Below are 23,195 nucleotides of genomic sequence, written 5' to 3'. Positions count from 1 at the left end.
CACTCACTCAATCCAATTAGTGCCACCACGTCATACCCTGCAGCGTTACGCTGGCAACAGCCACATAGCGCAACGCTTTCCCAAGGCACAGAAAAATCAGTACTGGCCCCCACGAGAGGCGCATCCATCCCGCCAGCAGGCACAGTAAGTCGCCTATAACAGGCGCCCAGCTCAACAGCAATGCAGCCGCGCCATAGCGTTTGAGCCAGCCAGTCGCTTTTTCCTGCCAGCGTGAGGTTTTACGCTGCGGAAAGAAACGCCCAAGAATAACGTTAGTCAGCCCTCCAAGGCTATTACCCATTGTTGCTATTACAACAAGAAGCCAGGGCTGACTGACGTGAGAAAGCAGCATGGTCACCAACACCACCTCGGAATTGCCCGGCAGAAGCGTGGCGCTGAGAAAGCTGCTGGCAAACAACGAAAAAAGCGACAGCGCGTCACTCACCGTAAGCGAACATCCACGACGTCCATTCCGGCTGCTCGCGCCGCCTGAATGCCAAAATCCGCATCTTCAAACACCACGCACTGCGTTGCTTCAACGCCCATTCGCTCAGCGCAGAGCAGAAACGTATCCGTTGCTGGCTTATGATGTTGAACGTGATCGGCGGCAACAACCGCATTGAAATAGTGCCGTAGACCAAGATGCGCGAGTAAGGCTTCTGCGATAGCGCTTTCGCTGCCCGTGCCGACAGACAGTGGGCGACGCCCGTGCCATTCCTTTACCACCTCAATCAGCGGTAAAGGGCGCACAGAATCCAGCAGCATTGCTTTTACCGCTGCCGTTTTTTCTTGTGCGAGAAGATGAGGATCAAGATCGCCCTGATTGGCTTCAATAATCGATTGTGCAATACGCCAGGTCGGCGAACCGTTCAACCCGACCATTGCCTGCTCGTCAAAGCGCATCCCGTAACGCGCCAGCACTTCACGCCAGGCCTTACGATGAGTGGGTTCGGTATCCAGGATGGTGCCATCCATATCAAAAATCAGCCCTGCATAACGGTCGTACATCGTGTTCTCACAAACTGGATAACAGGTGATTACTTTAGCGTAAACAGGGATTTTTGTCGCTGCCAGTGCATAACAGACAAATTGAGCAAAATGAAATCGGGTATGGGGTAGCGATATCAAGGGGCGATAGTTTTGAGAGGGGATGGTGCTTGCGGCCAGGACCGCTAACCCTGAGAAAACAAACCTGGTGTTGTCTCACAGAAGATGGTGCATCCGGGAGGATTCGAACCTCCGACCGCTCGGTTCGTAGCCGAGTACTCTATCCAGCTGAGCTACGGATGCATCGGGATTACTGCTTTAATGCAGAAAAAACAGACTGGCTGTTATCTCGCAGAAGATGGTGCATCCGGGAGGATTCGAACCTCCGACCGCTCGGTTCGTAGCCGAGTACTCTATCCAGCTGAGCTACGGATGCATCGGGAAAACTTTATTTGCAACGCAGATTCGGTGCTTACGACTTCATCATACTAAGCAAGATGGTGCATCCGGGAGGATTCGAACCTCCGACCGCTCGGTTCGTAGCCGAGTACTCTATCCAGCTGAGCTACGGATGCATCGGGAAAACTTGCTTTACAACGCTGATTCAGTGCCGCGTTACCTCGCCACACTGAGCAAGATGGTGCATCCGGGAGGATTCGAACCTCCGACCGCTCGGTTCGTAGCCGAGTACTCTATCCAGCTGAGCTACGGATGCAAAATGGCGGTGAGGCGGGGATTCGAACCCCGGATGCAGCTTTTGACCGCATACTCCCTTAGCAGGGGAGCGCCTTCAGCCTCTCGGCCACCTCACCACACGCCTCTTTCGAGTACTTCGAAGAACTTGTTGAGAGCTCATCGTCGCTGCGTGGCGCACATATTACTTTCTGAGACTTATAAGTCAAACACTTTTTCCTGCCCCTGAATCGTTTGCACACTTCGCAGACAATTAGCCTGTAAAAAGCCCAAAAAGGATGTTTTATCAGCAGAATTTCTACCGTACCGTTGAGAAAAACCGACAAGAACGCAGTCGTAAAAAACGGCAGGTAACGACAAGATCGGGACGAGTGAAATAAAAAGGCAACGAAACAGAGGGAGAATCAGGAGGAGGTGTTGCGTCTCGCTGGGGAACAGCGAGACGCGATAATTGCATCAGTAATTTGACTGCTGTGATTTTTCAGCCTGGATACGCTGGTAGATCTCTTCACGGTGAACGGAAACTTCTTTAGGAGCGTTAACGCCAATGCGCACCTGGTTTCCTTTAACTCCTAATACAGTCACAGTGACCTCATCCCCAATCATGAGGGTTTCACCAACTCGACGAGTCAGAATCAGCATTCTTTGCTCCTTGAAAGATTAAAAGAGTCGGGTCTCTCTGTATCCCGGCATTATCCATCATATAACGCCAAAAAGTAAGCGATGACAAACACCTAAGTGTAAGCAGTCACGGCATTACATTCTGTTAAACCTAAGTTTAGCCGATATACAAGACTTCAACCTGACTTTCTTGTTATCACTAGCGTAGTGGCAATAACGCCATAACGGCAAGGTTATGGCGTCTGCTTTCGCTTTGTAATTATGACAGTTTAGCGCTTACCCACTCTTTAACGCTGGAGAGCGCTGCTGGAAGCGCGGCCGCGTCAGTACCGCCGGCTTGCGCCATATCCGGACGTCCGCCGCCTTTACCCCCGACCTGCTGGGCAACCATGCCAATCAATTCCCCTGCTTTCACACGGTCGGTCACATCCTTCGACACACCCGCTATCAGAGAAACTTTTCCTTCGGCCACGGTGGCAAGAACAATGACTGAAGCACCCAACTGATTCTTCAGATCGTCCACCATGGTACGCAGCATCTTCGGCTCGACGTCTGCCAGCTCGCTGACCAGCAGTTTCACGCCGTTGAGATCGATAGCTTTACCGGACAGACTTGCGCTTTCCTGCGCGGCCGCCTGTTCCTTAAGCTGCTGCAATTCTTTTTCCAGCTGACGGGTACGCTCAATCACGGTGCGTACTTTATCGCCGAGGTTCTGGCTATCGCCTTTCAGCAACTGCGCAATGTCGTGTAGTTGATCGCTCTGCGAATGCAGGCTGGCGATAGCGCCTTCGCCGGTCACCGCTTCAATACGACGCACACCTGCCGCCGTACCGGACTCAGACACAATGCGGAACAGACCAATATCACCCGTGCGGGAAGCATGCGTACCGCCACACAGTTCGGTGGAGAAATCGCCCATGCTCAACACACGCACGCGCTCATCATATTTCTCGCCAAACAGCGCCATTGCACCGTTCGCTTTCGCAGCGTCCAGATCCATGATGTTGGTTTCGATCGGCAGGTTGCGGCGAATTTGCGCATTGACCAGATCTTCCACCGCGCGGATTTCCGCCGGTTTCATGGCTTCGAAATGGGAGAAGTCAAAACGCAACGCTTTGTCATTCACCAACGAGCCTTTCTGCGCAACATGCGTACCCAGGACTTCACGCAACGCAGCGTGCATCAGGTGTGTGGCAGAGTGGTTCAGGCGGATGCGCGCACGGCGTGCTTCGTCAACTTCCGCTTTCACACCGTCCCCCACTTTCAGTGAGCCGGTAGTCAGCTTACCGATATGACCAATTGCCTGACCATATTTCTGTGTATCCTGGACGGAGAAAGCAAAAGCGTTGCCTTTCAGCTCGCCCTTATCCCCCACCTGGCCGCCAGATTCCGCATAGAATGGCGTTTCGTTGAGAACAACAACAGCATCCTGGCCTGCGGCAATCGCGTTAACCGGTTTACCATCAACAAACAGCGCCGTGACTTTGCCGTTCAGTTCCAGATGGTCGTAACCTTTAAATTCAGAGCTACCATCAACGCGGATCATCGCATTGTAGTCTGCGCCAAAACCGCTGGACTCGCGCGCACGGCGGCGCTGCTCTTCCATCGCGGCTTCAAAGCCAGCTTCATCGACTTTGATATTGCGCTCACGGCACACGTCCGCTGTCAGATCCACCGGGAAGCCGTAGGTGTCGTACAAGCGGAAGGCCGTTTCGCCATCCAGCGTATCGCCTTTCAGCTTCGCCAGCTCTTCATCGAGCAGTGCCAGACCGCGTTCCAGCGTGCGGGCAAACTGCTCTTCTTCGGTTTTCAGCACCTGCTCAACCTGTGCCTGCTGACGCTGCAAATCCTCACCGGCAGAGCCCATCACGGCAACCAGCGGGCCAACCAGTTTATAGAAGAAGGTGTCCTTCGCGCCCAGCATATTGCCATGGCGGATTGCGCGACGAATGATGCGACGCAGCACATAGCCACGGTTTTCGTTCGACGGGATCACGCCGTCTGCAATCAGGAATGCGCAAGAACGGATATGGTCAGCGATAACGCGCAGCGACTTGTTGCTCAAATCCGTCGCGCCAGTCACCTTCGCCACCGCCTGAATCAACTTCACGAACAGGTCGATTTCGTAGTTGGAGTTCACATGCTGCAATACCGCGGCAACACGTTCCAGACCCATACCGGTATCCACTGACGGTTTTGGCAGCGGCTCCATGGTGCCATCGGCCTGGCGGTTGAACTGCATAAAGACAATGTTCCAGATTTCAATGTAGCGATCGCCGTCTTCTTCCGGGCTCCCCGGAGGGCCACCCCAAATGTGATCGCCGTGATCGTAGAAAATCTCGGTGCACGGACCGCACGGGCCGGTATCGCCCATCTGCCAGAAGTTGTCAGACGCATACGGTGCGCCTTTATTATCGCCGATGCGAATAATACGTTCGCGCGGGATACCCACTTCTTTTTCCCAGATTTCGTAGGCTTCATCGTCTGTTTCGTACACCGTCACCCACAGACGTTCTTTCGGCAGGTTGAACCAGTTTTCACCGGTCAGCAGTTCCCATGCGTACTGGATAGCATCATGTTTGAAGTAGTCGCCGAAGCTGAAGTTGCCCAGCATTTCGAAGAAGGTGTGATGACGCGCGGTGTAACCGACGTTTTCCAGATCATTGTGTTTACCGCCTGCACGAACGCAACGCTGTGCAGTGGTAGCGCGGGAATAATTACGTTTGTCGAGCCCAAGGAATACGTCCTTGAACTGGTTCATCCCGGCGTTGGTAAACAGCAAAGTCGGGTCGTTATTCGGCACCAGGGAGCTGCTGGCAACTACCTGATGTCCCTTGCTATGGAAAAAATCGAGAAACGCCTGACGGATCTCAGCGGTGCTCTTGCTCATAATTATCCTGAAATCAAGCTAACGAAATGTGGTAACTGGTCGCCGCTATTTGCATAGCTCACGCACCAGCTACTGGAAAAAGTGGGAATAAGATAAGTTTTCTTTACTGCGAAGTAAAATCCCGTATGCGCTCAGTCGGCAAAATTTCGCCAGATTTCCTGAATATCTTCTTGCAGAAAGCCGCGATACAGTAAAAAACGCTGCACTTTCACTTTCGCTACAAACTCGGTCGGCAACGGTTCGCCATATTTACGTAACGCCTGCTCGCGGGCGCTCGCAACCCAGTCAATGTCGCACTCATACATCGCATTTTCACTGACCTGCCGGGCGATGCCTTTCTGATTTAACTCCTGGCGGATGCGGGCCGGACCATAACCTTTGCGGGCGCGGCTGGCAATGAACTGGCGTACAAAGCGCATATCGTCGAGAAAGTGATGCTCCAGACACCATGCCACCACCTGATCGACCTCTTCCGGCGTGGTATCCAGTGTCTCCGGGCCATTTTTGCTCATTACCGGTGCCGTTAGCTTGCGGCGAAACTCCTGTTCACTGTGGTCGCGCATCGCCAGAATACGCATCGCGCGATCGCGCAGGCGTGCAATCGAAGAGCGTCGGGAACTGTTCTCTGACATGACGAAATCCTGTGGTCATAGAAAAGCAAAAGGGCTGCATCAGCAGCCCTTGATTGCGGTTCAGATTATCAGAAATCTTCGTTGGTTTCTTCAACGCCTTCGCCGCTGTCATCCACCGAGAATTCCGCAGAGGAGCTCTGATTACTGAGCAGGATCTCACGCAGTTTTTTCTCGATTTCTTTCGCCGCAGCCGGGTTATCTTTCAGCCAGGTGGTTGCATTAGCTTTGCCCTGACCGATTTTGTCGCCGTTATAGCTATACCAGGCACCCGCTTTCTCAATCAGCTTCTCTTTTACGCCGAGATCAACCAGTTCACCGTAGAAGTTAATGCCTTCACCGTAGAGGATCTGGAACTCAGCCTGTTTAAACGGCGCGGCGATTTTGTTTTTCACCACTTTTACGCGGGTTTCGCTACCGATAACGTTGTCACCCTCTTTTACCGCACCGATACGGCGGATATCCAGGCGCACGGAAGCGTAGAATTTCAGCGCGTTACCACCGGTGGTGGTTTCCGGGTTACCGAACATCACACCAATTTTCATACGGATCTGGTTGATAAAGATCAGCAGCGTGTTGGACTGTTTCAGGTTACCCGCCAGCTTACGCATCGCCTGGCTCATCATACGTGCCGCAAGGCCCATGTGAGAGTCGCCGATTTCGCCTTCGATTTCCGCTTTCGGCGTCAGCGCCGCAACGGAGTCGACCACCAGTACGTCAACCGCACCGGAACGCGCCAGCGCGTCACAGATCTCCAGAGCCTGCTCACCGGTATCCGGCTGAGAACACAGCAGGTTGTCGATATCGACGCCCAGTTTGCGGGCATAAACCGGGTCCAGCGCATGTTCGGCGTCGATAAACGCACAGGTTTTGCCTTCGCGCTGCGCGGCAGCAATCACCTGCAGCGTCAGGGTGGTTTTACCGGAAGATTCTGGCCCGTAAATTTCGACGATACGCCCCATCGGCAAACCGCCAGCGCCCAGTGCGATATCCAGAGAGAGCGAGCCGGTAGAGATGGTTTCCACATCCATGGAACGGTCTTCACCCAGACGCATGATGGAGCCTTTGCCGAATTGCTTTTCGATCTGACCCAGTGCGGCTGCAAGCGCCTTTTGTTTGTTTTCGTCGATAGCCATGATTACTCCTGTCATGCAGAGTGAAGCGCGTTACGCCCCGCCGTGAATTACTGTTTTGTTGTCGCAATTATACTGTATGGTCATACAGTATCAAGTGTTTTGTAGAAAATGTTGCCACAGGGTTTGCAACGCATAAGCCGTCGCCTGTCGACGCACCGCTTCACGGTCCCCCTGGAAGCATTCGCGTCGGGTGATCCCTTCTCCGCGCGCGCTGGCGAAACCAAACCAGACGGTGCCAACCGGTTTCGCCTCGCTGCCGCCGTCCGGCCCGGCAATCCCGCTGACCGACACCGCGAAATCGGCGCGCGCGGCTTTCAGCGCGCCAATCGCCATTTCCACCACCACCGGCTCGCTAACTGCCCCATGCGCGTCCAGCGTCGCGGCCTGCACGCCGATCATTTGCGATTTCGCTTCATTACTGTAGGTGACAAAACCGCGCTCAAACCAGGCGGAGCTGCCGGCGATATCGGTGATCGCTTTCGCTATCCACCCGCCCGTGCAGGACTCGGCGGTCGTAAGCGTAGCGCCGCGCGCCTGTAGCGCCCGCCCGACACGTTCGCTCAGTTGCATTAATTCACTGTCCGTCATGATGGCTCCTGTGCGTCAAAAATCGTGGCGGAAAAGATACCACTTTCAGCACAAAGATGGGGATGGGTTAACGAATTTACGAGGACGCTTCAGAAATATTTGCTTCATGCGGAGGGCGGCGCGAACCCACAGGCCCGGCGAACGTTAGCGTTGCCGGATGGCGGCGTCCGGGCGCGCCATCCGGCCATGCGAGGTTATTTCATGCTATTCGCAATGGTATCAACATTATGGCGGAATGCTTTCTGGTAGGTATCCGCCACACCACCTTTGACGCTCAACGCTTCCGGGTAGAGTTCACCGCCCGGTTGCGCGCCCGTGGCGCTGGCAATCTGTTTCACCAGGCGCGGATCCAGCTGGTTTTCCATAAACCACACTTTTACACCATCGGCTTTGATCTGTTGGATCAGAGACGCTACCTGCGCTGCGCTGGCCTCGCTTTCAGAAGAGAGCCCCTGCGGCGCCATAAATTCAACGCCATAAGCACGGGCAAAGTAGCCGAAAGCGTCATGACTGGTCAGTACTTTACGCTTCGCTTGCGGAATGGCGCTAAAACGCCCTTTCGCCCAGCTATCCAGCTGTTTTAACTCAGCAATATAGCGTTGACCGGATGCGTTCAATGCCGCTTCATCAGCCGGGTCGGCTTTCACCAGCGCAGCGAGAATATTTTGCGCATACAGTGCGCCATTAGCGGCGCTGTTCCACGCATGCGGGTCGGTCACCGTTGCGCCATCTTCTTCCAGCGTATGGGTTGTAACCCCCGTGGATGCCACAACAAGCTGGCCTTTAAAGCCAGACGCTTTAACCAACCTGTCCAGCCAGCCTTCCAGTCCGAGGCCGTTAACCACGACCACGTCGGCTTTATTAAGCAACGCGCTATCTTTCGCCGACGGTTCAAAAGTGTGCGGGTCACCATCCGGCCCGACCAACGTCGTCACCTTGACATGATCGCCGCCCACCTGCTGCGTGATGTCACCAAGAATCGAAAAGCTGGTCACCACATTGAGGGTTTTTGCCATTGCCCCCTGCGCGATTACGCTCAACGCGAGCGCCAGTATCACCCCTGTACGTTTCATCATTTCCCCTTGCTAAGTTAAAAGTGCGCGCAGGCTGTGAGCCAGCCCGCTGCGCGTACCGAATAAAATGGAAAAAAAGAAGATGATGCTGGCCGTCAGCACAATCGACGGACCGGCAGGTAAGCCCGCGCTCCAGGACAAACTTAATCCCAGCCAGGCGCAGACCGCGCCGATAGCCGCCGCCAGCAATAACAATCCCGGTAACGTGCGCGCCCAGCAGCGGGCCGCCACGGCGGGCAGCATCATTACACCGACCGCCATTAAGGTGCCCAGCACCTGAAATCCGGCCACCAGGTTCAGCACCAGCAACGCCAGAAATAGCCCGTGAAACATGCCGGGCACACGGGGCGCATTGACCTGTAAAAAGGCGCTATCGAAGGCCTCACTGACCAGCCCCCGGTAACCCAACGCCAGCACCACCAGCGTCAGGCTGGCAACCCCGGTCACAAAGAGAGCGGCATCGTTGTCCACCGCCAGGATCGAGCCAAACAGCAGATGCAGCAGATCAACGCTGGAGCCACGCAGCGACACCAGCGTCACACCGAGCGCCAGTGAGCCAAGGTAGAAACCGGCGAAACTGGCGTCCTCTTTCAGCGGTGTACGACGGCTAACCCATCCCGCCACCAGCGCCACGACCATCCCGGCGATAAACCCGCCGACGCTCATCGCCAGCAGCGACATGCCATTAAGCAGATACCCCGCCGCAACACCGGGCAGAATCGCGTGTGATAATGCATCGCCCATCAGACTCATGCGCCGCAACAGCAGAAAAACCCCCAACGCCGTCGTGCTAACCGATAACGCCAGGCACACCACCAGCGCGCGGCGCATAAAACCAAATTCAATAAAAGGCTGGAAAAAGAGATGCCAGATCATGCGCTGTACACCTCTGTTTGCAGCGGCGCGGCATGCGTTGCTCCCCACTGCAGTTGTGGTTCGCCAAGCCGCAAGGTTTGCGGGAAATAACGCGCGACACGCTCGCTGTCGTGGAGCACCGCCAGAAGGGTTTGCCCGCTGCGGTGCATATCAACAATCTGCTCCATCAGTACCTGAGACGTCGCCTCATCAATGCCGGTAAAAGGCTCATCAAGCATCACCAACGGTGCGTTTTGCACCCAAACGCGGGCAAACAGCATGCGCTGAAACTGCCCGCCGGAGAGCGTATCGATCGTTTCCCGCGCCATTGCGGTCAGCCCGACACGCTCAAGCCCTTGCGCCACACGGCTGCGCGCTGCGCGGTTAAGCCCGCGAAACAGTGAAACTCGCGGCCAGCAGCCCATGCTCACCACCTCCTGCACCGTCACTGGAAACTGTGACTCCAGCGCATGGCGCTGCGCGAGCCAGCCAATGACAGGACGCCGCTCCGGCCAGCGCACCACACCGCTGACAGGCGGTAAAAATCCCGCCAGGGTTTTCAGTAGCGTCGATTTTCCACTGCCATTTGCACCAACAATGGCAGTCATGCTGCCGCGTGCTATCCGGCCGCACAGCGCCGGGGTAATCGCCTGCCTGTCATAGCCGGCCACCAGGTGGTCAAGTTCAATCATGGTAGCGCCACCGCCCAACAGGTCAGCAGCCAGAGCACCAGCAATAACACCGCCGCCAGCAGCAGCCGCGTCGTGCCGGAAAGGGAAAACAACGTTACGGGAATCATTCACACACCTCATATGTTATAACGTAACAATAATCAGAAGTGATAATGAAGTAAACGGGTGGGCGAAACGGGAGTGCGTCGAAATGTTTCAGTCCCCTCCCGCAGGAGGGGCGCTGAATTAGCGAACCCGCGCCAGCGCAACCGCCTGGCCGAGCTGCCAGACCGCCATTGCGTAGTGGGTGCTGTGGTTGTAACGGGTGATGGTGTAGAAGTTTGGCAAACCGTACCAGTACTCATAACCGGTACCCACATCCAGGCGCAGCAAGCTGGCCTGCTGATGCGTGCCCAGCGGCTGCTGCGGCGTTAACCCGGCAGACGCCAGTTGCCCGATGCTGTAGTTGGTTTTAAAGCCGTTCTCCAGCCCCGGCGCCTGGCCGTTCGCCGGAACAGCGACCAGATCGCCTTTCACCCAGCCATGCTGTTTGAAGTAGTTGGCCACGCTGCCAATGGCATCCACCGGATCCCACAGATTAATGTGCCCGTCGCCATTAAAATCCACCGCAAACTGCTTATAGGAGGATGGCATAAACTGGCCGTAACCCATTGCGCCTGCGAAAGAGCCTTTCAACTCAAGCGGGTCATCGCTTTCGTCGCGCGCCATCAGCAGGAAGGTTTCCAGCTCGCTGGCAAAGTAATCAGCACGGCGCGGGTAGTCGAAAGCCAGCGTCGCCAGGCCATCGAGAATACGGGTTTTACCCATTACCCTGCCCCAGCGCGTTTCCACGCCAATAATGCCGACGATGACCTCCGGCGGAACGCCGTACACCATCCATGCGCGGTTCAGCGCATCTTCATATTGATTCCAGAACGCCACGCCGTTTTGCACGTTATCCGAAGTAATAAACTGCTTGCGGTAACGCAGCCAGGCGCCGTTTGGTCCGCTCGGCCCGGCGGTGGTCGGCGCTTGCTTGTCCATCAGGCGTAAGACGTAATCCAGGCGTTTTGCCTGCGAGATAATTTCATGCAGTTGCTGGCGGTCAAAACCGTGCTTGCTCACCATCTGGTCGATAAACCGCTCCGCCGCCGGGTTATTGGCGAAATCGCCTCCGGTCATCACAACATTGTGCTGCGGCGCCAGCAAAAAACCGCCGGACGGCGCGAGCGACGATGCAGTCTGCGGGGTTTCGGCAAGAGGGGGTTTACTGCTACAGGCACAGAGCACGACAAACGCAGGCAGCAACGCTGCGTAACAACGCTTCAACATGGGACATCCATTTTAAACGAATTCAGCCAGGAGCAAGTATGGTAAAGCATCTGACCACCGACAAGGAAGCGCCGTAACGCCTGCGCGCACGATCGCACTTCACTTTTCCGCCTGCTCTTCCGTATTCATTTAAAACCGTCCTTTCTCGCAATATCTTTCACAATGATCATTTTTTCTTTCATAACGAGATCCAAATAACACATTTCAACCTTTCATCATGATTATGATAGTGCACGGTTAAACAACAAAACGACACCCCTACAGGAGAGAACAATGGAAACCATTACACATGGTGCCGAGTGGTTCATCGGGCTGTTTCAGAAAGGCGGAGAGGTCTTTACCGGCATGGTGACCGGTATCCTGCCGCTGCTGATAAGCCTGCTGGTGATCATGAACGCGCTCATCAATTTTATTGGCCAACACCGTATCGAAAAATTTGCCCAACGCTGTGCGGGCAATCCGATTGCCCGTTATCTGCTTTTACCGTGTATCGGCACCTTTGTGTTTTGTAACCCGATGACGCTCAGTCTCGGGCGTTTTATGCCAGAGAAGTACAAACCAAGCTATTACGCCGCCGCATCGTATAGCTGCCACTCGATGAACGGGTTGTTCCCGCATATCAACCCCGGCGAACTGTTTGTTTACCTTGGCATCGCTAACGGCCTGACCACGCTGGGCCTGCCGCTGGGGCCGCTGGCGGTGAGTTACCTGCTGGTGGGTCTGGTGACCAACTTCTTCCGTGGCTGGATAACGGATCTCACGACCGCCATTTTCGAGAAAAAAATGGGCATTCAACTTGAACAAGACGTCCAACTCGCTGGAGCAACATCATGAGTCGTATCGTTATTGAAAAAGGCGCTGGCGGTTGGGGCGGCCCGCTGCATCTCGATGCCAGCACCGACAAGAAAGTCGTCTATATCACCGCAGGCACTCGCCCGGCCATTGTCGACAAACTGGCGCAACTGACGGGCTGGCAAGCCGTGGACGGTTTTAAAGAGGGCGAGCCGCCGGAATCCGAGATCGGTGTTGCGGTAATTGACTGCGGCGGAACGCTGCGTTGCGGCATCTATCCGAAGCGCCGTATCCCAACCGTCAATATTCACGCCACCGGCAAATCGGGGCCGCTGGCGCAGTACATCATGGAAGATATCTATGTCTCTGGCGTGAAAGAGGAAAATATCTTCCTGCAGGGAGAAGCCGCCAGCACAACGCCATCGCGGCAGCCACAACAGCCGCGGCAACGTGACTATGACACCAGCAAAAAGATCACCGAGCAGAGCGACGGTTTGCTGGCCAAAGTGGGGATGGGCATGGGTTCAGCGGTCGCCGTCCTGTTTCAGGCCGGGCGCGACACCATTGATACCGTACTGAAAACCATCCTGCCGTTTATGGCCTTCGTCTCGGCGCTGATCGGCATCATTATGGCGTCCGGTCTGGGTGACTGGATCGCCCACGGTCTCGCGCCGCTCGCCAGCCATCCGCTCGGTCTGGTGACGCTGGCGCTGATCTGCTCTTTCCCGCTGCTGTCGCCGTTCCTCGGCCCAGGCGCGGTTATCGCACAGGTGATTGGCGTGCTTATCGGTGTGCAAATCGGCCAGGGACACATTCCGCCGCATCTTGCCCTGCCCGCGCTGTTCGCCATTAACGCACAGGCCGCTTGTGACTTTATCCCGGTAGGCCTGTCGCTGGCGGAAGCCCGCCAGGACACCGTCCGCGTCGGCGTCCCTTCCGTGCTGGTCAGTCGCTTTTTAACCGGTGCGCCCACGGTGCTGATTGCCTGGTTCGTATCGGGTTTCATTTATCAATAAGAGGTGTTCCATGAAGGTGATTTACCAGACCACCATTACCCATATCGGCGACTGCGCAGCCGACGCGCTCAGCGACAACATGCTGATTACCTTCCGTGAAGGCGCGCCTGCGGATGTGGCGGAGTTCTGCTTTATCCACAACCACGGCGAGTTGTCTGGCGCGCTGCGTCCGGGAGCGGAATTCATGCTCGGCGAGCAGCATTATCCGGTCACGGCCGTCGGCGACGTTGCGGAGCAGAATCTGCGTGAGCTGGGCCATATCACCCTGCGTTTCGATGGACAGACGCAGGCCGAATACCCCGGAACGGTGCATGTCGACGGCGTGACGCCGCACGATATCGCCCCCGGTTGCATTTTGAAATTTGTCGCTTAAGTCGTAAGGAGAACCATATGAAACAGGTTGCCGTTGTCATTGGTGGGGGACAAACCCTTGGGGCGTTCCTCTGCCGTGGGCTTGCCGCAGAAGGGTACCGCGTCGCGGTCGTGGATATTCAGAGTGATAAAGCGGCCAATGTCGCACAGGAGATCAACAGCGAGTTTGGCGAAGGCATGGCCTACGGCTTTGGCGCCGACGCCACCAGCGAACAGAGCGTACTGGCGCTGTCACGCGGTGTGGATGAGATCTTTGGTCGTGTGGATTTGCTGGTCTACAGCGCCGGTATCGCCAAAGCGGCGTTTATCAGCGACTTCTCACTGGGCGATTTCGACCGCTCATTGCAGGTGAATCTGGTGGGCTACTTCCTGTGCGCCCGCGAGTTCGCCAGACTGATGATCCGCGATGGCATTCAGGGGCGCATTATCCAGATCAACTCGAAATCCGGCAAAGTGGGCAGCAAACACAACTCCGGCTATAGCGCGGCAAAATTTGGCGGCGTAGGGCTAACGCAATCGCTGGCGCTGGATCTGGCGGAGTACGGGATTACCGTGCACGCATTGATGCTCGGCAACCTGTTGAAATCCCCTATGTTCCAGTCGCTTATTCCGCAATACGCCAGCAAACTCGGCATTCCTGCCGAAGAGGTGGAGCAGTTCTATGTGGATAAAGTGCCGCTGAAACGCGGTTGCGACTACCAGGATGTGCTGAATGTACTGATGTTTTACGCCAGCGCCAAAGCCTCTTACTGCACCGGCCAATCGATTAACGTTACCGGCGGGCAGGTGATGTTCTGATGATTGCCCTTATCCGGCCTTATCACAGGCCGGATAAGGCATTAGCCACCATCTGGCACAGATATAAAGGAGAACACGATGGTTTCAGCCCTGATCACCCTAGCCGTTATTGCCTGGTTAAGCCAGCTTGCCCTTGGCGGCTGGCAAATTCGTCAGTTCAATCACGCGTTCGATGCGCTGTGCCAGCGCGGGCGGGTCGGCGTTGGCCGTTCGGGTGGGCGCTTTAAACCCCGCGTTGTCCTGGCGGTGGCCTTTGATAAACAGGACCGCGTCAGCGACACGCTATTGATGCGCGGCATCACCGTATTCGCTCGCCCGGCGAAAATCGACCGTTTAATTGGCTTAAAACGCGAGGAATTAGAGCCTGATGTGATCTTTCCCCATGATCCTGGCTGTCAGAATGCTCTATTATTAGCGCTTAAAATGAAACATTGATAATTTCGTTGTGAACGCTATTAGCTTGCGAAATTATCATTTCGCAACGTAACGCAGGAAATCAGCGCCAATGAAACCACGTCAGCGTCAGGCGGCTATTCTTGAGCATCTGCAAAAGCAGGGAAAGTGTTCTGTTGAAGAGCTGGCACACCACTTCGACACCACAGGGACGACCATTCGTAAGGATTTAGTCGCGCTGGAGCATTCCGGCGCAGTGATCCGCACCTATGGCGGCGTGGTGCTTAATAAAGACGAAGCCGATCCCCCTATCGATCACAAAACGCTGATCAACACCATCCAGAAGGGACTGATTGCCGAAACAGCCGTCACCTATATCCACGATGGCGACTCCATTATTCTTGACGCGGGCAGCACCGTGCTGCAAATGGTGCCGCTGCTCAGCCACTTCAACAACATTACCGTCATGACCAACAGCCTGCACATTGTGAACGCGCTGTCAGAGCTGGATAACGAACAAACCATCCTGATGCCTGGCGGCACCTTCCGCAAAAAATCCGCCTCATTCCACGGCCAACTGGCGGAAAACGCTTTTGAACATTTCAGTTTCGACAAACTGTTTATGGGCACGGACGGCATCGATCTGAATGCCGGCGTCACCACCTTCAATGAGGTCTTTACCGTCAGCAAAGCCATGTGCAACGCTGCCCGCGAGGTGATCCTGATGGCGGACTCCTCTAAATTTGGCCGCAAAAGCCCCAACGTCGTCTGTAGCCTGGAGAGCGTCGATAAACTGATCACCGACGCCGGGATCCCGGCAGACGTCCGCGCCGCGCTGGAAGAGAAAGGGGTCGAAGTGATCATTGCCGGAGAACAACATGAATGAGTCATTGATTAACGCAGGTCGCCAAACCCTGCTGCTGGAGTTACAGGAAGCCAGCCGCCTGCCGGAAAGGCTGGGCGAGGATTTTGTGCGCGCGGCCGAAACCGTGCTGAACTGCAACGGCAAAGTGATCGTTTCCGGCATTGGCAAGTCCGGGCACATTGGTAAAAAAATCGCCGCCACGCTTGCCAGCACCGGCACGCCTGCCTTTTTCGTGCACCCGGCAGAAGCGCTGCACGGCGATCTCGGCATGGTGGAAAGCCGCGACATTATGCTGTTTATCTCCTATTCCGGCTCGGCAAAAGAGCTGGAGCTGATCCTGCCGCGACTGGAAGAGAAATCCGTCGCGCTGCTGGCGATGACCGGCAAACCCCGCTCGCCGCTGGCGCTGGCCGCCGATGCCGTGCTGGATATTTCCGTTGAGCGCGAAGCCTGCCCGATGCACCTGGCACCCACCTCCAGCACCGTCACCACTCTGATGATGGGCGACGCACTGGCGATGGCGGTCATGCAGGCGCGAGGTTTCGATGAAGAGGACTTTGCCCGTTCGCATCCTGCTGGCGCGCTGGGTGCCCGTCTGCTGAACAAAGTGCATCATTTAATGCGCAAAGATGAACAGGTGCCGCACGTGCAGATGACCACCAGCGTGATGGATGCGATGCTGGAACTGAGCCGCACCGGTTTGGGTCTGGTTGCGGTATGCGATGAACAACACCGGGTGCAGGGAGTCTTTACCGACGGCGACCTGCGTCGCTGGCTGGTGGCGGGTGGCGCGCTGAGCACCGGGGTCAACGAAGCGATGACCCGCGGCGGCATTACCCTTGCCGCAAACAGCCGTGCCGTCGACGCCAAAGAGCGCCTGATGCAGCGTAAAATCGCCGCCGCGCCCGTGGTGGATGATGCCGGTGTGCTGGTGGGCGCCATCAACCTGCAGGACTTCTACCAGGCCGGTATTCTCTAACCTTTCAGACCCAGGCGTTTCGCCAGCCGGTGCAGGTTGGCGACGTCCATCTCCAGCCCACGCGCGCTGGCCGCCCAGTTGCCGCCATGCTCCTCCAGCGCGCGGGCGATCAACGCGCGCTGGAAATCATCTGTCGCCTCACGCAAGTTCTGCCCGACGGGCAACGACTCCGGCACAGGCTCCGGCGGTGCAGGCTCCTCACTGAGCGCGAAATGGCGGGCTTCCAGCACCACTTCCGCCTGGTTGTGCGTACCGCGCGCCAGCACAATCGCCCGGTGAATCGCATGCTCCAGTTCACGCACGTTGCCTGGCCAGCGATAGCTCAACAAATGATGCCGCGCGCCAGGGCTTAACACCACGCGCCCGAGCCCCAGCCGCAGGCGGCACTGCTCGCAAAAATACCCCGCCAGCAGGACCACATCCTCTCCGCGCTCGCGCAGCGGCGGCACAGAGAGCGGAAAAACACTCAGTCGATGGAACAGATCGGCGCGGAAACGCCCGGCCAGCACCTCTTCCCGCAGATCGCGGTTAGTCGCCGCCAGTACCCGCACATCCACGCGCAAACTGCGATCGTCGCCAACCCGCTGAATATCGCCATACTGCAGCACGCGCAGCAGTTTGGCCTGCAACGACAACGACAGCTCGCCAATCTCATCAAGAAACAGCGTACCGTTGTCCGCCATCTCAAATTTACCGCTACGGTTGCTGATAGCCCCGGTAAACGCCCCTTTCACATGCCCAAACAGCTCACTTTCCGCCACGCTTTCCGGCAAGGCAGCACAGTTCAGATAGATCAACGGACTGGCGGCACGCGGCGAGCCTTCGTGAATGGCTTTCGCCACCAGCTCTTTACCGGTGCCGGTTTCACCGCTGATCAGTACATTGAGATCGGAGGCCGCCACGATATCGATCTCTTTTTTTAACTGCGTAATCCCCGCCGACAGCCCAATCATCTCGCTGTGCGCCGCCTGCTCGAAAGTGGCTGGCGCGCCCGGCAACATGTTCTGGCTCTCCAGTTGCTCAATCAACAGCGCATTGTTCAGCGCCCCGGCTGCCAGTGCCGCAATCAGCCGCAGCTCTTCATCGCTGAAGGTGTCGAACTGATCCGGTGCCATACCGTCCAGCGTCAGTGCGCCAATCAGGTTCTGTCCGGCAAATAACGGCAGGCCCACGCAGGCATGCACCTTCAGGCTCTCCTGACCGGGGATCAGCCCATCGTAAGGATCAGGCAAATCGCTGTCCGCCGGGAATCGCACCACGTCTCCGGCGCGGGCAATGGCCTCCAGCCGCGGGTGCCCTTCCAGCGTAAAACGCCGCCCCAGGACATCCTGCGCCAGTCCATCAATGGCGAGCGGGATAAACTGCCGCGCCTGGTAGCGCAACAATGCCGACGCGTCACACTCCAGCACCTGCCGCAGCGTGGTGATTAACCGCTGGAAACGATCCGCGTGACCGATACCGCTTTGTAGCTCAATGGCGATCCCCGCCAGCACATTCAGCGAAAAACTCATGCTTACCTCACTGTCTTTTTGACAATGCATAGTGTCATATTGACTATTTTCATCATAGTCGTAATGACTATTATTTTTTAGCCATAAAAACAAAAACTATAAAAATCAATCAACTAAAAACTGGCACGCTAATTGATATAGGTCCTGTATCGCATTCATCGCATTAAAGAAAACAGTACAGGACACTTGATATGGCTATTCATGTAAAAAACAACATTCACTGGGTTGGGCAACGTGACTGGGAAGTGCGCGATTTTCACGGTACGGAGTACAAAACGCTGCGCGGCAGCAGCTACAACAGTTACCTGATCCGCGAAGGTAAAAACGTACTGATTGATACTGTCGATCATAAATTCAGCCGGGAGTTTGTGCAGAACCTGCGCAGTGAAATCGATCTGCAAAAGATCGATTACATCGTCATTAACCACGCGGAAGAAGATCATGCGGGTGCGCTGACCGAACTGATGTCTTACATCCCGGATACGCCGATTTACTGCACTAACAACGCCATCGACTCCATTAACGGCCACCACCACCACCCGGAGTGGAATTTCCATGTGGTGAAAACGGGCGACTCGCTGGATATCGGTAACGGCAAACAGCTTATCTTCGTTGAAACGCCCATGCTGCACTGGCCAGACAGCATGATGACCTACATGACCGGCGACGCGGTACTGTTCAGCAATGACGCATTTGGTCAGCATTACTGCGATGAACGTCTGTTCAACGACGAAGTGGATCAGACAGAACTGTTTGAACAATGCCAGCGTTACTACGCCAATATCCTCACACCGTTCAGCCGTCTGGTAACACCGAAAATTACTGAAATCCTCGGTTTCAACCTGCCGGTGGACATGATCGCCACCTCGCATGGCGTGGTGTGGCGCGATAACCCCACGCAAATTGTCGAGCTGTATCTGAAATGGGCGGCGGACTACCAGGAAGATCGCATCACGATTTTCTACGACACCATGTCCAACAACACCCGCATGATGGCAGATGCCATTGCCCAGGGAATAAACGAAGTCGATCCGCGTGTCGCCGTGAAAATTTTCAACGTTGCCCGCAGCGATAAAAACGAGATTCTGACCAACGTGTTCCGTTCCAAGGGCGTGCTGGTTGGCACCTCGACCATGAACAACGTGATGATGCCGAAAATCGCCGGACTGGTGGAAGAGATAACCGGTCTGCGTTTTCGCAATAAACGCGCCAGCGCCTTTGGCTCCCACGGCTGGAGCGGCGGTGCGGTAGATCGTCTCTCCACCCGTTTGCAGGACGCCGGTTTTGAAATGTCCGTCAGCCTGAAAGCGAAATGGCGACCGGATCTCGACGCACTGGAAGTGTGCCGCCAGCATGGTCGTGATATTGCCCGCCAGTGGGCGCTGTCGACGCTGCCGGAAATCGTGAGTCAGCCGTCCGCCAGCGCACAACAGGCCTGTGCCTGCGCCGCCGCTGCGGCTGCCGAACTCGGCCCGCGCATGCAGTGCAGCGTCTGTCAGTGGATCTACGATCCGCAACAAGGCGAACCGCTACAGGATGTTGCGCCGGGTACGCCGTGGCGCGACGTGCCGGACACGTTCCTCTGCCCGGAATGTTCATTAGGTAAAGAGGTGTTTGACGAACTGGCATCGGAGGCAAAATGAGTGCAGGTATTGTCATTATCGGTTCGGGCTTTGCGGCCCGGACGCTGGTAAAAAACATCCGTAAACTGGACAGCGCCGTCCCGCTAACGCTCATCGCCGCCGATGGGATGGAGGAGTACAACAAACCGGATCTTAGCCATGTCATCAGTCTCGCCCAGCGCGCCGACGATCTCACCCGCCAGTCGGCGGGGGAGTTTGCCGAACAGTACAATTTACGTCTGTTCCCGCAGACCCGCGTCAGCGCCATTGATGCACAGGCGCGAGTGGTGAAAAGCGCGGATAAACAGTGGCAATACGACAAGCTGGTGCTGGCGACCGGGGCGTCGGCGTTCGTGCCTCCGCTGCCGGGTCGCGACATGATGCTGACCCTGAACAGCCAGCAGGAGTACCGCGACAGTGAAACATCATTGCGCGATGCACAGCGTGTGCTAATTGTTGGCGCAGGTCTGATTGGCTGCGAACTGGCGATGGATTTTCAACGCGCGGGGAAAAGTGTCACCGTGCTGGATAACGCCGCCAGCATCCTGCCGTCGCTGATGCCACCGGAAGTCAGCGCACGTCTGCAACACTGCCTGACCGCAATGGGCGTACGTCTGCTGTTGAAATCCCGCTTGTTGTCTCTTGAACGAAGCGGTGGCGGCGTGCGTGCGCAGCTTGATGACGATCGCTATCTGGAGGTCGATGTGGTGGTTGCCGCCACCGGTCTGTCGCCGCAAACCGCGCTGGCAAGCGCGGCGGGCATCGCAACGGGCCGCGGCATCGTGGTGGACGGCGCGCTGCAAACCAGCGATCCGCATATTTACGCCCTCGGGGACTGCGCAGAGATCAATGGCCGGGTGCTGCCGTTCCTGCAACCGATCCAGCTCAGCGCCATGACGCTGGCGAAAAACCTCACCGGCAACAGTGCGCAACTGGTGCTGCCAGCGATGCTGGTGAAGGTAAAAACGCCGATGATGCCCCTGCATCTGGCCGGGGAAACGGCGCGTGGCGATCTGCGCTGGCACATCACCACCGAAGCCGACGGTATGGTGGCAAAAGGGCTGGATGCCAGTGATAAACTGCGCGCCTTTGTGGTCAGCGAAGATCGGATGAAAGAAGCGTTCGCGCTGCTGAAGACGCTGTCCGCGTAAGACGGGCCGCCGCCACCAGCCCCTGACCAAAGGCAATCGCCCCATCTCCGGCAGGCAACTGATGCGGAAACAGCAGGGTGAATTGCGGCAAATAAACCCGTAAGCGGTTTTTCAGCAGGCGGTTATGCAGTACGCCGCCGCTGAAAACCAGCGTATCGATACCGCGTGACACCGCATGCTGGCGCGCCAGCGCCGCCATCCCCTGCGCCAGCGCATCATGAAATGCCCACGCCCGCGCAGCCGGGCTGGCTTTCCAGTTCAGCCATTGCCGCCAGAACACGGCCAGATCAAGCTGCCGCCCACGCAGCGGTAGCGTGACCGGATGGGTGACTTCGCTACTGGTTGCCGCCAGCGCTTCCAGTTGGCAGGCCGCCTCCCCTTCATAACTCAGATGCAGCGGCGCACAGCCCAGCGCGCAAGCCACCGCATCAAACAACCGCCCGCAGGAGGACGCCAGCGGCGCATTAATGCCACGTTCAATCGCCCGCGCCAGCAGCGGCCAGTTCTGCCGCTCCAGCACGGCGCATTCCGGGTAGTGCTGCCAGTCAGGAACGAATGCCAGCATCTGCGCCAGCAGGTTTCGCCACGGTTGCTGCGCCGCCAGATCGCCGCCCGGCAGCGCCACGGCGGGTAAGCCGCCCAGGTGCTCACATTCGCGATAATTCACCCGCAGGCATTCGCCACCCCACAGCGCACCGCCCGCGCCCATGCCAATCCCGTCCAGCGTCAGGGCTATCACATCCCCCCCTTCCAGCGGCCAGCCGTGTTCCGCCAGGCAAGCGGCGGCATGCGCGTGATGATGTAAAACGGTCTGCACCGGTAAATCGTAACTCTCAGCCCACTGGCTGGTACGGTAACCGGGGTGCGCATCCACCACCACTTGCCGCGGGGTAAAGTCATAGATCGCCTGCATCAGGCGCAGCGCGCTACGCCACTGCGCTTCCACGCCTTCATCCGTCAGGTCGCCAAAATGTTGCCCTGGTACAGCGCTGTTGCCACGCAGCAGGCAAAAAGTGTTTTTCATGTCCGCGCCAAGACACAGCAGCGGCGGAATGGCGTCAAACCCGTCCGGCAGCGGTATGGCGTCCGGCACATAGCCGCGGGAACGGCGCAGCATTTCGCCATTCGCCCGCATCACGGAGTCATCCATTCGCTGCACAATATCGCGGTTATGCAGTAAAAAACCGTCGGCGATCTCCGCCAGATCGTCCAGCGCCTGCCCATTGGTGATCGCCGGAGGTCTGCCGCTGAGATTGCCGGAGGTCATCACCAGCGGGCGCTGTAACGCCTGCGCCAGCAAATGTTGCAGCGGGTTCGCGGGTAACATGACCCCGACTTCATCAAGGCCGGGCGCAATCGCGTCGCATACCCCGCTGACGCCAGCTTTATCCACCAGCACAATCGGCGCGGCGGGAGTTGAGAGTAACGTCACGGCTTGCGCCGTTAAACCGGTCGTCCCCGGCAACATGACCGCCAGCGGCTTTGCCGGGCGATGCTTGCGCGCGCGCAGCAGTTGCACCGCCGCCAGGTTAGTGGCGTCACACGCCAGGTGAAACCCACCCACGCCTTTCACCGCCACAATACCGCCGCTGTGCAGGAGGGCTACCGCTGCCTGCAACGCCGCCTCTCCTTCAGCGTGCTGCGCGCCGCTGCGCCATTCAAGCTGCGGGCCGCAATCCGGGCAGGCGACAGGCTGGGCGTGAAAGCGCCTGTCCAGCGGGTTGCGGTACTCCGTCTCACAGGCCGGGCACAGGGGAAACGCCGCCATCACCGTATAGGGACGGTCATAAGGCATGGCGTGAATAATGGTGAAACGCGGACCACAGTGGGTGCAGTTGATAAACGGATAACGGTAGCGCCGCTCGGCGGGATCATTCATCTCCGCCAGACAGGCGGGACAGGTTGCCGCATCCGGCACTATTTGAGTATTCATGGCACCACCCGCGCTGTGGCGGATGGTGAAATCATTCGGCAGAGGTTGCCAGAGAAATGCCGTGCTAATCACACGATCAATACGCGCCAGCGGCGGGCATTGTTGCTGCAACAGGGTGAGAAATTCGTCCGCATTACCAAGCAGACGAACCTCCACACCCTGCGCATCATTACAGACATCGCCTTTCAGCCCGAGCTGCTGCGCCAGTTGCCAGACAAAGGGGCGAAACCCCACCCCCTGAACTTTTCCGTAAACGCGTAAGCAGACACCGTTGCTGTTGGTCATGTC

22 protein-coding genes and 5 tRNA genes are annotated in these 23,195 nt (G+C 56.9%); 9 read left to right on the top strand and 18 right to left on the bottom strand.

The genetic code is table 11. From position 1 onward, the window contains the following. Nucleotides 1-16 precede the first annotated feature (16 nt). From ACQ3G7_RS16390 to mltB, 16 genes are all read right to left on the bottom strand, one after another. The gene (locus ACQ3G7_RS16390) at nt 17-445 is read right to left on the bottom strand and encodes a YqaA family protein (RefSeq protein ID WP_430890598.1); all 429 of its coding nucleotides are present in this window, start codon (nt 443-445) and stop codon (nt 17-19) included. Continuing rightward, entirely contained in the window at nt 442-1,008 is a 567-nt protein-coding gene (gene yqaB / locus ACQ3G7_RS16385) for a fructose-1-phosphate/6-phosphogluconate phosphatase (RefSeq protein WP_430890597.1), read from the bottom strand. Before yqaB ends, ACQ3G7_RS16390 begins: the two co-directional genes overlap by 4 nt. 205 nt (nt 1,009-1,213) lie before the next feature. Next, nucleotides 1,214-1,290 (bottom strand) — tRNA-Arg (locus ACQ3G7_RS16380). A 56-nt stretch (nt 1,291-1,346) separates the two neighbouring features. Beyond that, nucleotides 1,347-1,423, bottom strand: a tRNA-Arg gene (locus tag ACQ3G7_RS16375). A gap of 62 nt (nt 1,424-1,485) precedes the next feature. After that, nucleotides 1,486-1,562 (bottom strand) — tRNA-Arg (locus ACQ3G7_RS16370). A 63-nt stretch (nt 1,563-1,625) separates the two neighbouring features. Beyond that, nucleotides 1,626-1,702, bottom strand: a tRNA-Arg gene (locus ACQ3G7_RS16365). 4 nt (nt 1,703-1,706) lie between these two features. After that, a tRNA-Ser gene (locus ACQ3G7_RS16360) sits at nt 1,707-1,799 on the bottom strand. 337 nt (nt 1,800-2,136) lie between these two features. After that, the gene (csrA, locus tag ACQ3G7_RS16355; protein ID WP_007370562.1) at nt 2,137-2,322 is read right to left on the bottom strand and encodes a carbon storage regulator CsrA; all 186 of its coding nucleotides are present in this window, start codon (nt 2,320-2,322) and stop codon (nt 2,137-2,139) included. Between the two features lie 238 nt (nt 2,323-2,560). After that, complete coding sequence (gene alaS, locus ACQ3G7_RS16350; protein ID WP_430890596.1) at nt 2,561-5,191, bottom strand: alanine--tRNA ligase; 2,631 nt, start codon at nt 5,189-5,191, stop codon at nt 2,561-2,563. Between the two features lie 131 nt (nt 5,192-5,322). Continuing rightward, on the bottom strand, nt 5,323-5,823 hold the full coding sequence (gene recX / locus ACQ3G7_RS16345; RefSeq protein WP_430890595.1) for a recombination regulator RecX: 501 nt from the start codon (nt 5,821-5,823) through the stop codon (nt 5,323-5,325). 68 nt (nt 5,824-5,891) lie between these two features. Beyond that, a complete protein-coding gene (gene recA / locus ACQ3G7_RS16340; protein ID WP_263099594.1) occupies nt 5,892-6,956 on the bottom strand; it encodes a recombinase RecA in 1,065 nt (354 codons plus the stop codon). A 90-nt stretch (nt 6,957-7,046) separates the two neighbouring features. Continuing rightward, nucleotides 7,047-7,544 (bottom strand): nicotinamide-nucleotide amidase, encoded by a 498-nt coding sequence (pncC, locus tag ACQ3G7_RS16335; protein WP_263099593.1) that lies wholly within the window; start codon nt 7,542-7,544, stop codon nt 7,047-7,049. Nucleotides 7,545-7,738: 194 nt separating this feature from the next. Further along, the gene (locus ACQ3G7_RS16330) at nt 7,739-8,617 is read right to left on the bottom strand and encodes a metal ABC transporter substrate-binding protein (RefSeq protein ID WP_430890683.1); all 879 of its coding nucleotides are present in this window, start codon (nt 8,615-8,617) and stop codon (nt 7,739-7,741) included. 12 nt (nt 8,618-8,629) lie between these two features. Then, nucleotides 8,630-9,493 (bottom strand): metal ABC transporter permease, encoded by an 864-nt coding sequence (locus ACQ3G7_RS16325; protein ID WP_430890594.1) that lies wholly within the window; start codon nt 9,491-9,493, stop codon nt 8,630-8,632. Beyond that, a complete protein-coding gene (locus ACQ3G7_RS16320; RefSeq protein ID WP_430890593.1) occupies nt 9,490-10,164 on the bottom strand; it encodes a metal ABC transporter ATP-binding protein in 675 nt (224 codons plus the stop codon). The genes ACQ3G7_RS16325 and ACQ3G7_RS16320 overlap by 4 nt, the downstream gene beginning before the upstream one ends. Before the next feature lie 225 nt (nt 10,165-10,389). Next, nucleotides 10,390-11,475, bottom strand: a complete 1,086-nt coding sequence (gene mltB, locus ACQ3G7_RS16315; RefSeq protein WP_430890592.1) for a lytic murein transglycosylase B — start codon at nt 11,473-11,475, stop codon at nt 10,390-10,392. Between the two features lie 273 nt (nt 11,476-11,748). Here mltB and srlA point away from each other — a divergent pair, with 273 nt between their 5' ends. The 7 genes from srlA to gutQ all read left to right on the top strand — a co-directional run bounded on the left by srlA (nt 11,749) and on the right by gutQ (nt 16,690). Next, complete coding sequence (srlA, locus tag ACQ3G7_RS16310; protein WP_263099589.1) at nt 11,749-12,309, top strand: PTS glucitol/sorbitol transporter subunit IIC; 561 nt, start codon at nt 11,749-11,751, stop codon at nt 12,307-12,309. Further along, entirely contained in the window at nt 12,306-13,283 is a 978-nt protein-coding gene (srlE, locus tag ACQ3G7_RS16305; protein ID WP_430890591.1) for a PTS glucitol/sorbitol transporter subunit IIB, read from the top strand. Before srlA ends, srlE begins: the two co-directional genes overlap by 4 nt. Nucleotides 13,284-13,293: 10 nt before the next feature. After that, nucleotides 13,294-13,656, top strand: coding sequence for a PTS glucitol/sorbitol transporter subunit IIA (gene srlB / locus ACQ3G7_RS16300; RefSeq protein WP_263099587.1), 363 nt, complete (start codon nt 13,294-13,296; stop codon nt 13,654-13,656). 17 nt (nt 13,657-13,673) lie between these two features. Next, nucleotides 13,674-14,453 (top strand): sorbitol-6-phosphate dehydrogenase, encoded by a 780-nt coding sequence (gene srlD, locus ACQ3G7_RS16295; RefSeq protein ID WP_263099586.1) that lies wholly within the window; start codon nt 13,674-13,676, stop codon nt 14,451-14,453. Between the two features lie 78 nt (nt 14,454-14,531). Next, the gene (gutM, locus tag ACQ3G7_RS16290) at nt 14,532-14,888 is read left to right on the top strand and encodes a transcriptional regulator GutM (RefSeq protein WP_061493451.1); all 357 of its coding nucleotides are present in this window, start codon (nt 14,532-14,534) and stop codon (nt 14,886-14,888) included. A 70-nt stretch (nt 14,889-14,958) separates the two neighbouring features. Next, the gene (gene srlR / locus ACQ3G7_RS16285; protein ID WP_430890590.1) at nt 14,959-15,732 is read left to right on the top strand and encodes a glucitol operon DNA-binding transcriptional repressor SrlR; all 774 of its coding nucleotides are present in this window, start codon (nt 14,959-14,961) and stop codon (nt 15,730-15,732) included. After that, nucleotides 15,725-16,690 carry an arabinose-5-phosphate isomerase GutQ gene (gene gutQ, locus ACQ3G7_RS16280; protein ID WP_430890589.1) on the top strand — a complete coding sequence of 322 codons (966 nt, stop codon included), beginning with the start codon at nt 15,725-15,727 and terminating at the stop codon, nt 16,688-16,690. The genes srlR and gutQ overlap by 8 nt, the downstream gene beginning before the upstream one ends. On the opposite strand, the gene norR is transcribed toward gutQ, so the two are convergent. Next, nucleotides 16,687-18,201: a nitric oxide reductase transcriptional regulator NorR gene (gene norR / locus ACQ3G7_RS16275; RefSeq protein WP_430890588.1), complete on the bottom strand. Its 1,515-nt coding sequence runs from the start codon at nt 18,199-18,201 to the stop codon at nt 16,687-16,689. The two genes, gutQ and norR, sit on opposite strands and share 4 nt — an antisense overlap. Before the next feature lie 191 nt (nt 18,202-18,392). Between norR and norV the strand changes: the two genes are divergently transcribed. Both norV and norW read left to right on the top strand, forming a co-directional pair. Continuing rightward, nucleotides 18,393-19,844 carry an anaerobic nitric oxide reductase flavorubredoxin gene (norV, locus tag ACQ3G7_RS16270; protein WP_430890587.1) on the top strand — a complete coding sequence of 484 codons (1,452 nt, stop codon included), beginning with the start codon at nt 18,393-18,395 and terminating at the stop codon, nt 19,842-19,844. Further along, entirely contained in the window at nt 19,841-20,974 is a 1,134-nt protein-coding gene (gene norW / locus ACQ3G7_RS16265; protein ID WP_430890586.1) for an NADH:flavorubredoxin reductase NorW, read from the top strand. The genes norV and norW overlap by 4 nt, the downstream gene beginning before the upstream one ends. Here norW and hypF read toward each other — a convergent pair. After that, nucleotides 20,919-23,192 carry a carbamoyltransferase HypF gene (gene hypF, locus ACQ3G7_RS16260; protein WP_430890585.1) on the bottom strand — a complete coding sequence of 758 codons (2,274 nt, stop codon included), beginning with the start codon at nt 23,190-23,192 and terminating at the stop codon, nt 20,919-20,921. The genes norW and hypF overlap by 56 nt on opposite strands. Nucleotides 23,193-23,195: the final 3 nt, after the last annotated feature.

The organism is Kosakonia sp. N21, assembly GCF_050587465.1.
GTDB lineage: Bacteria > Pseudomonadota > Gammaproteobacteria > Enterobacterales > Enterobacteriaceae.
Note: the sequence above shows the minus strand (reverse complement) of the source record. Positions and strands in the feature narration are given on the sequence as shown.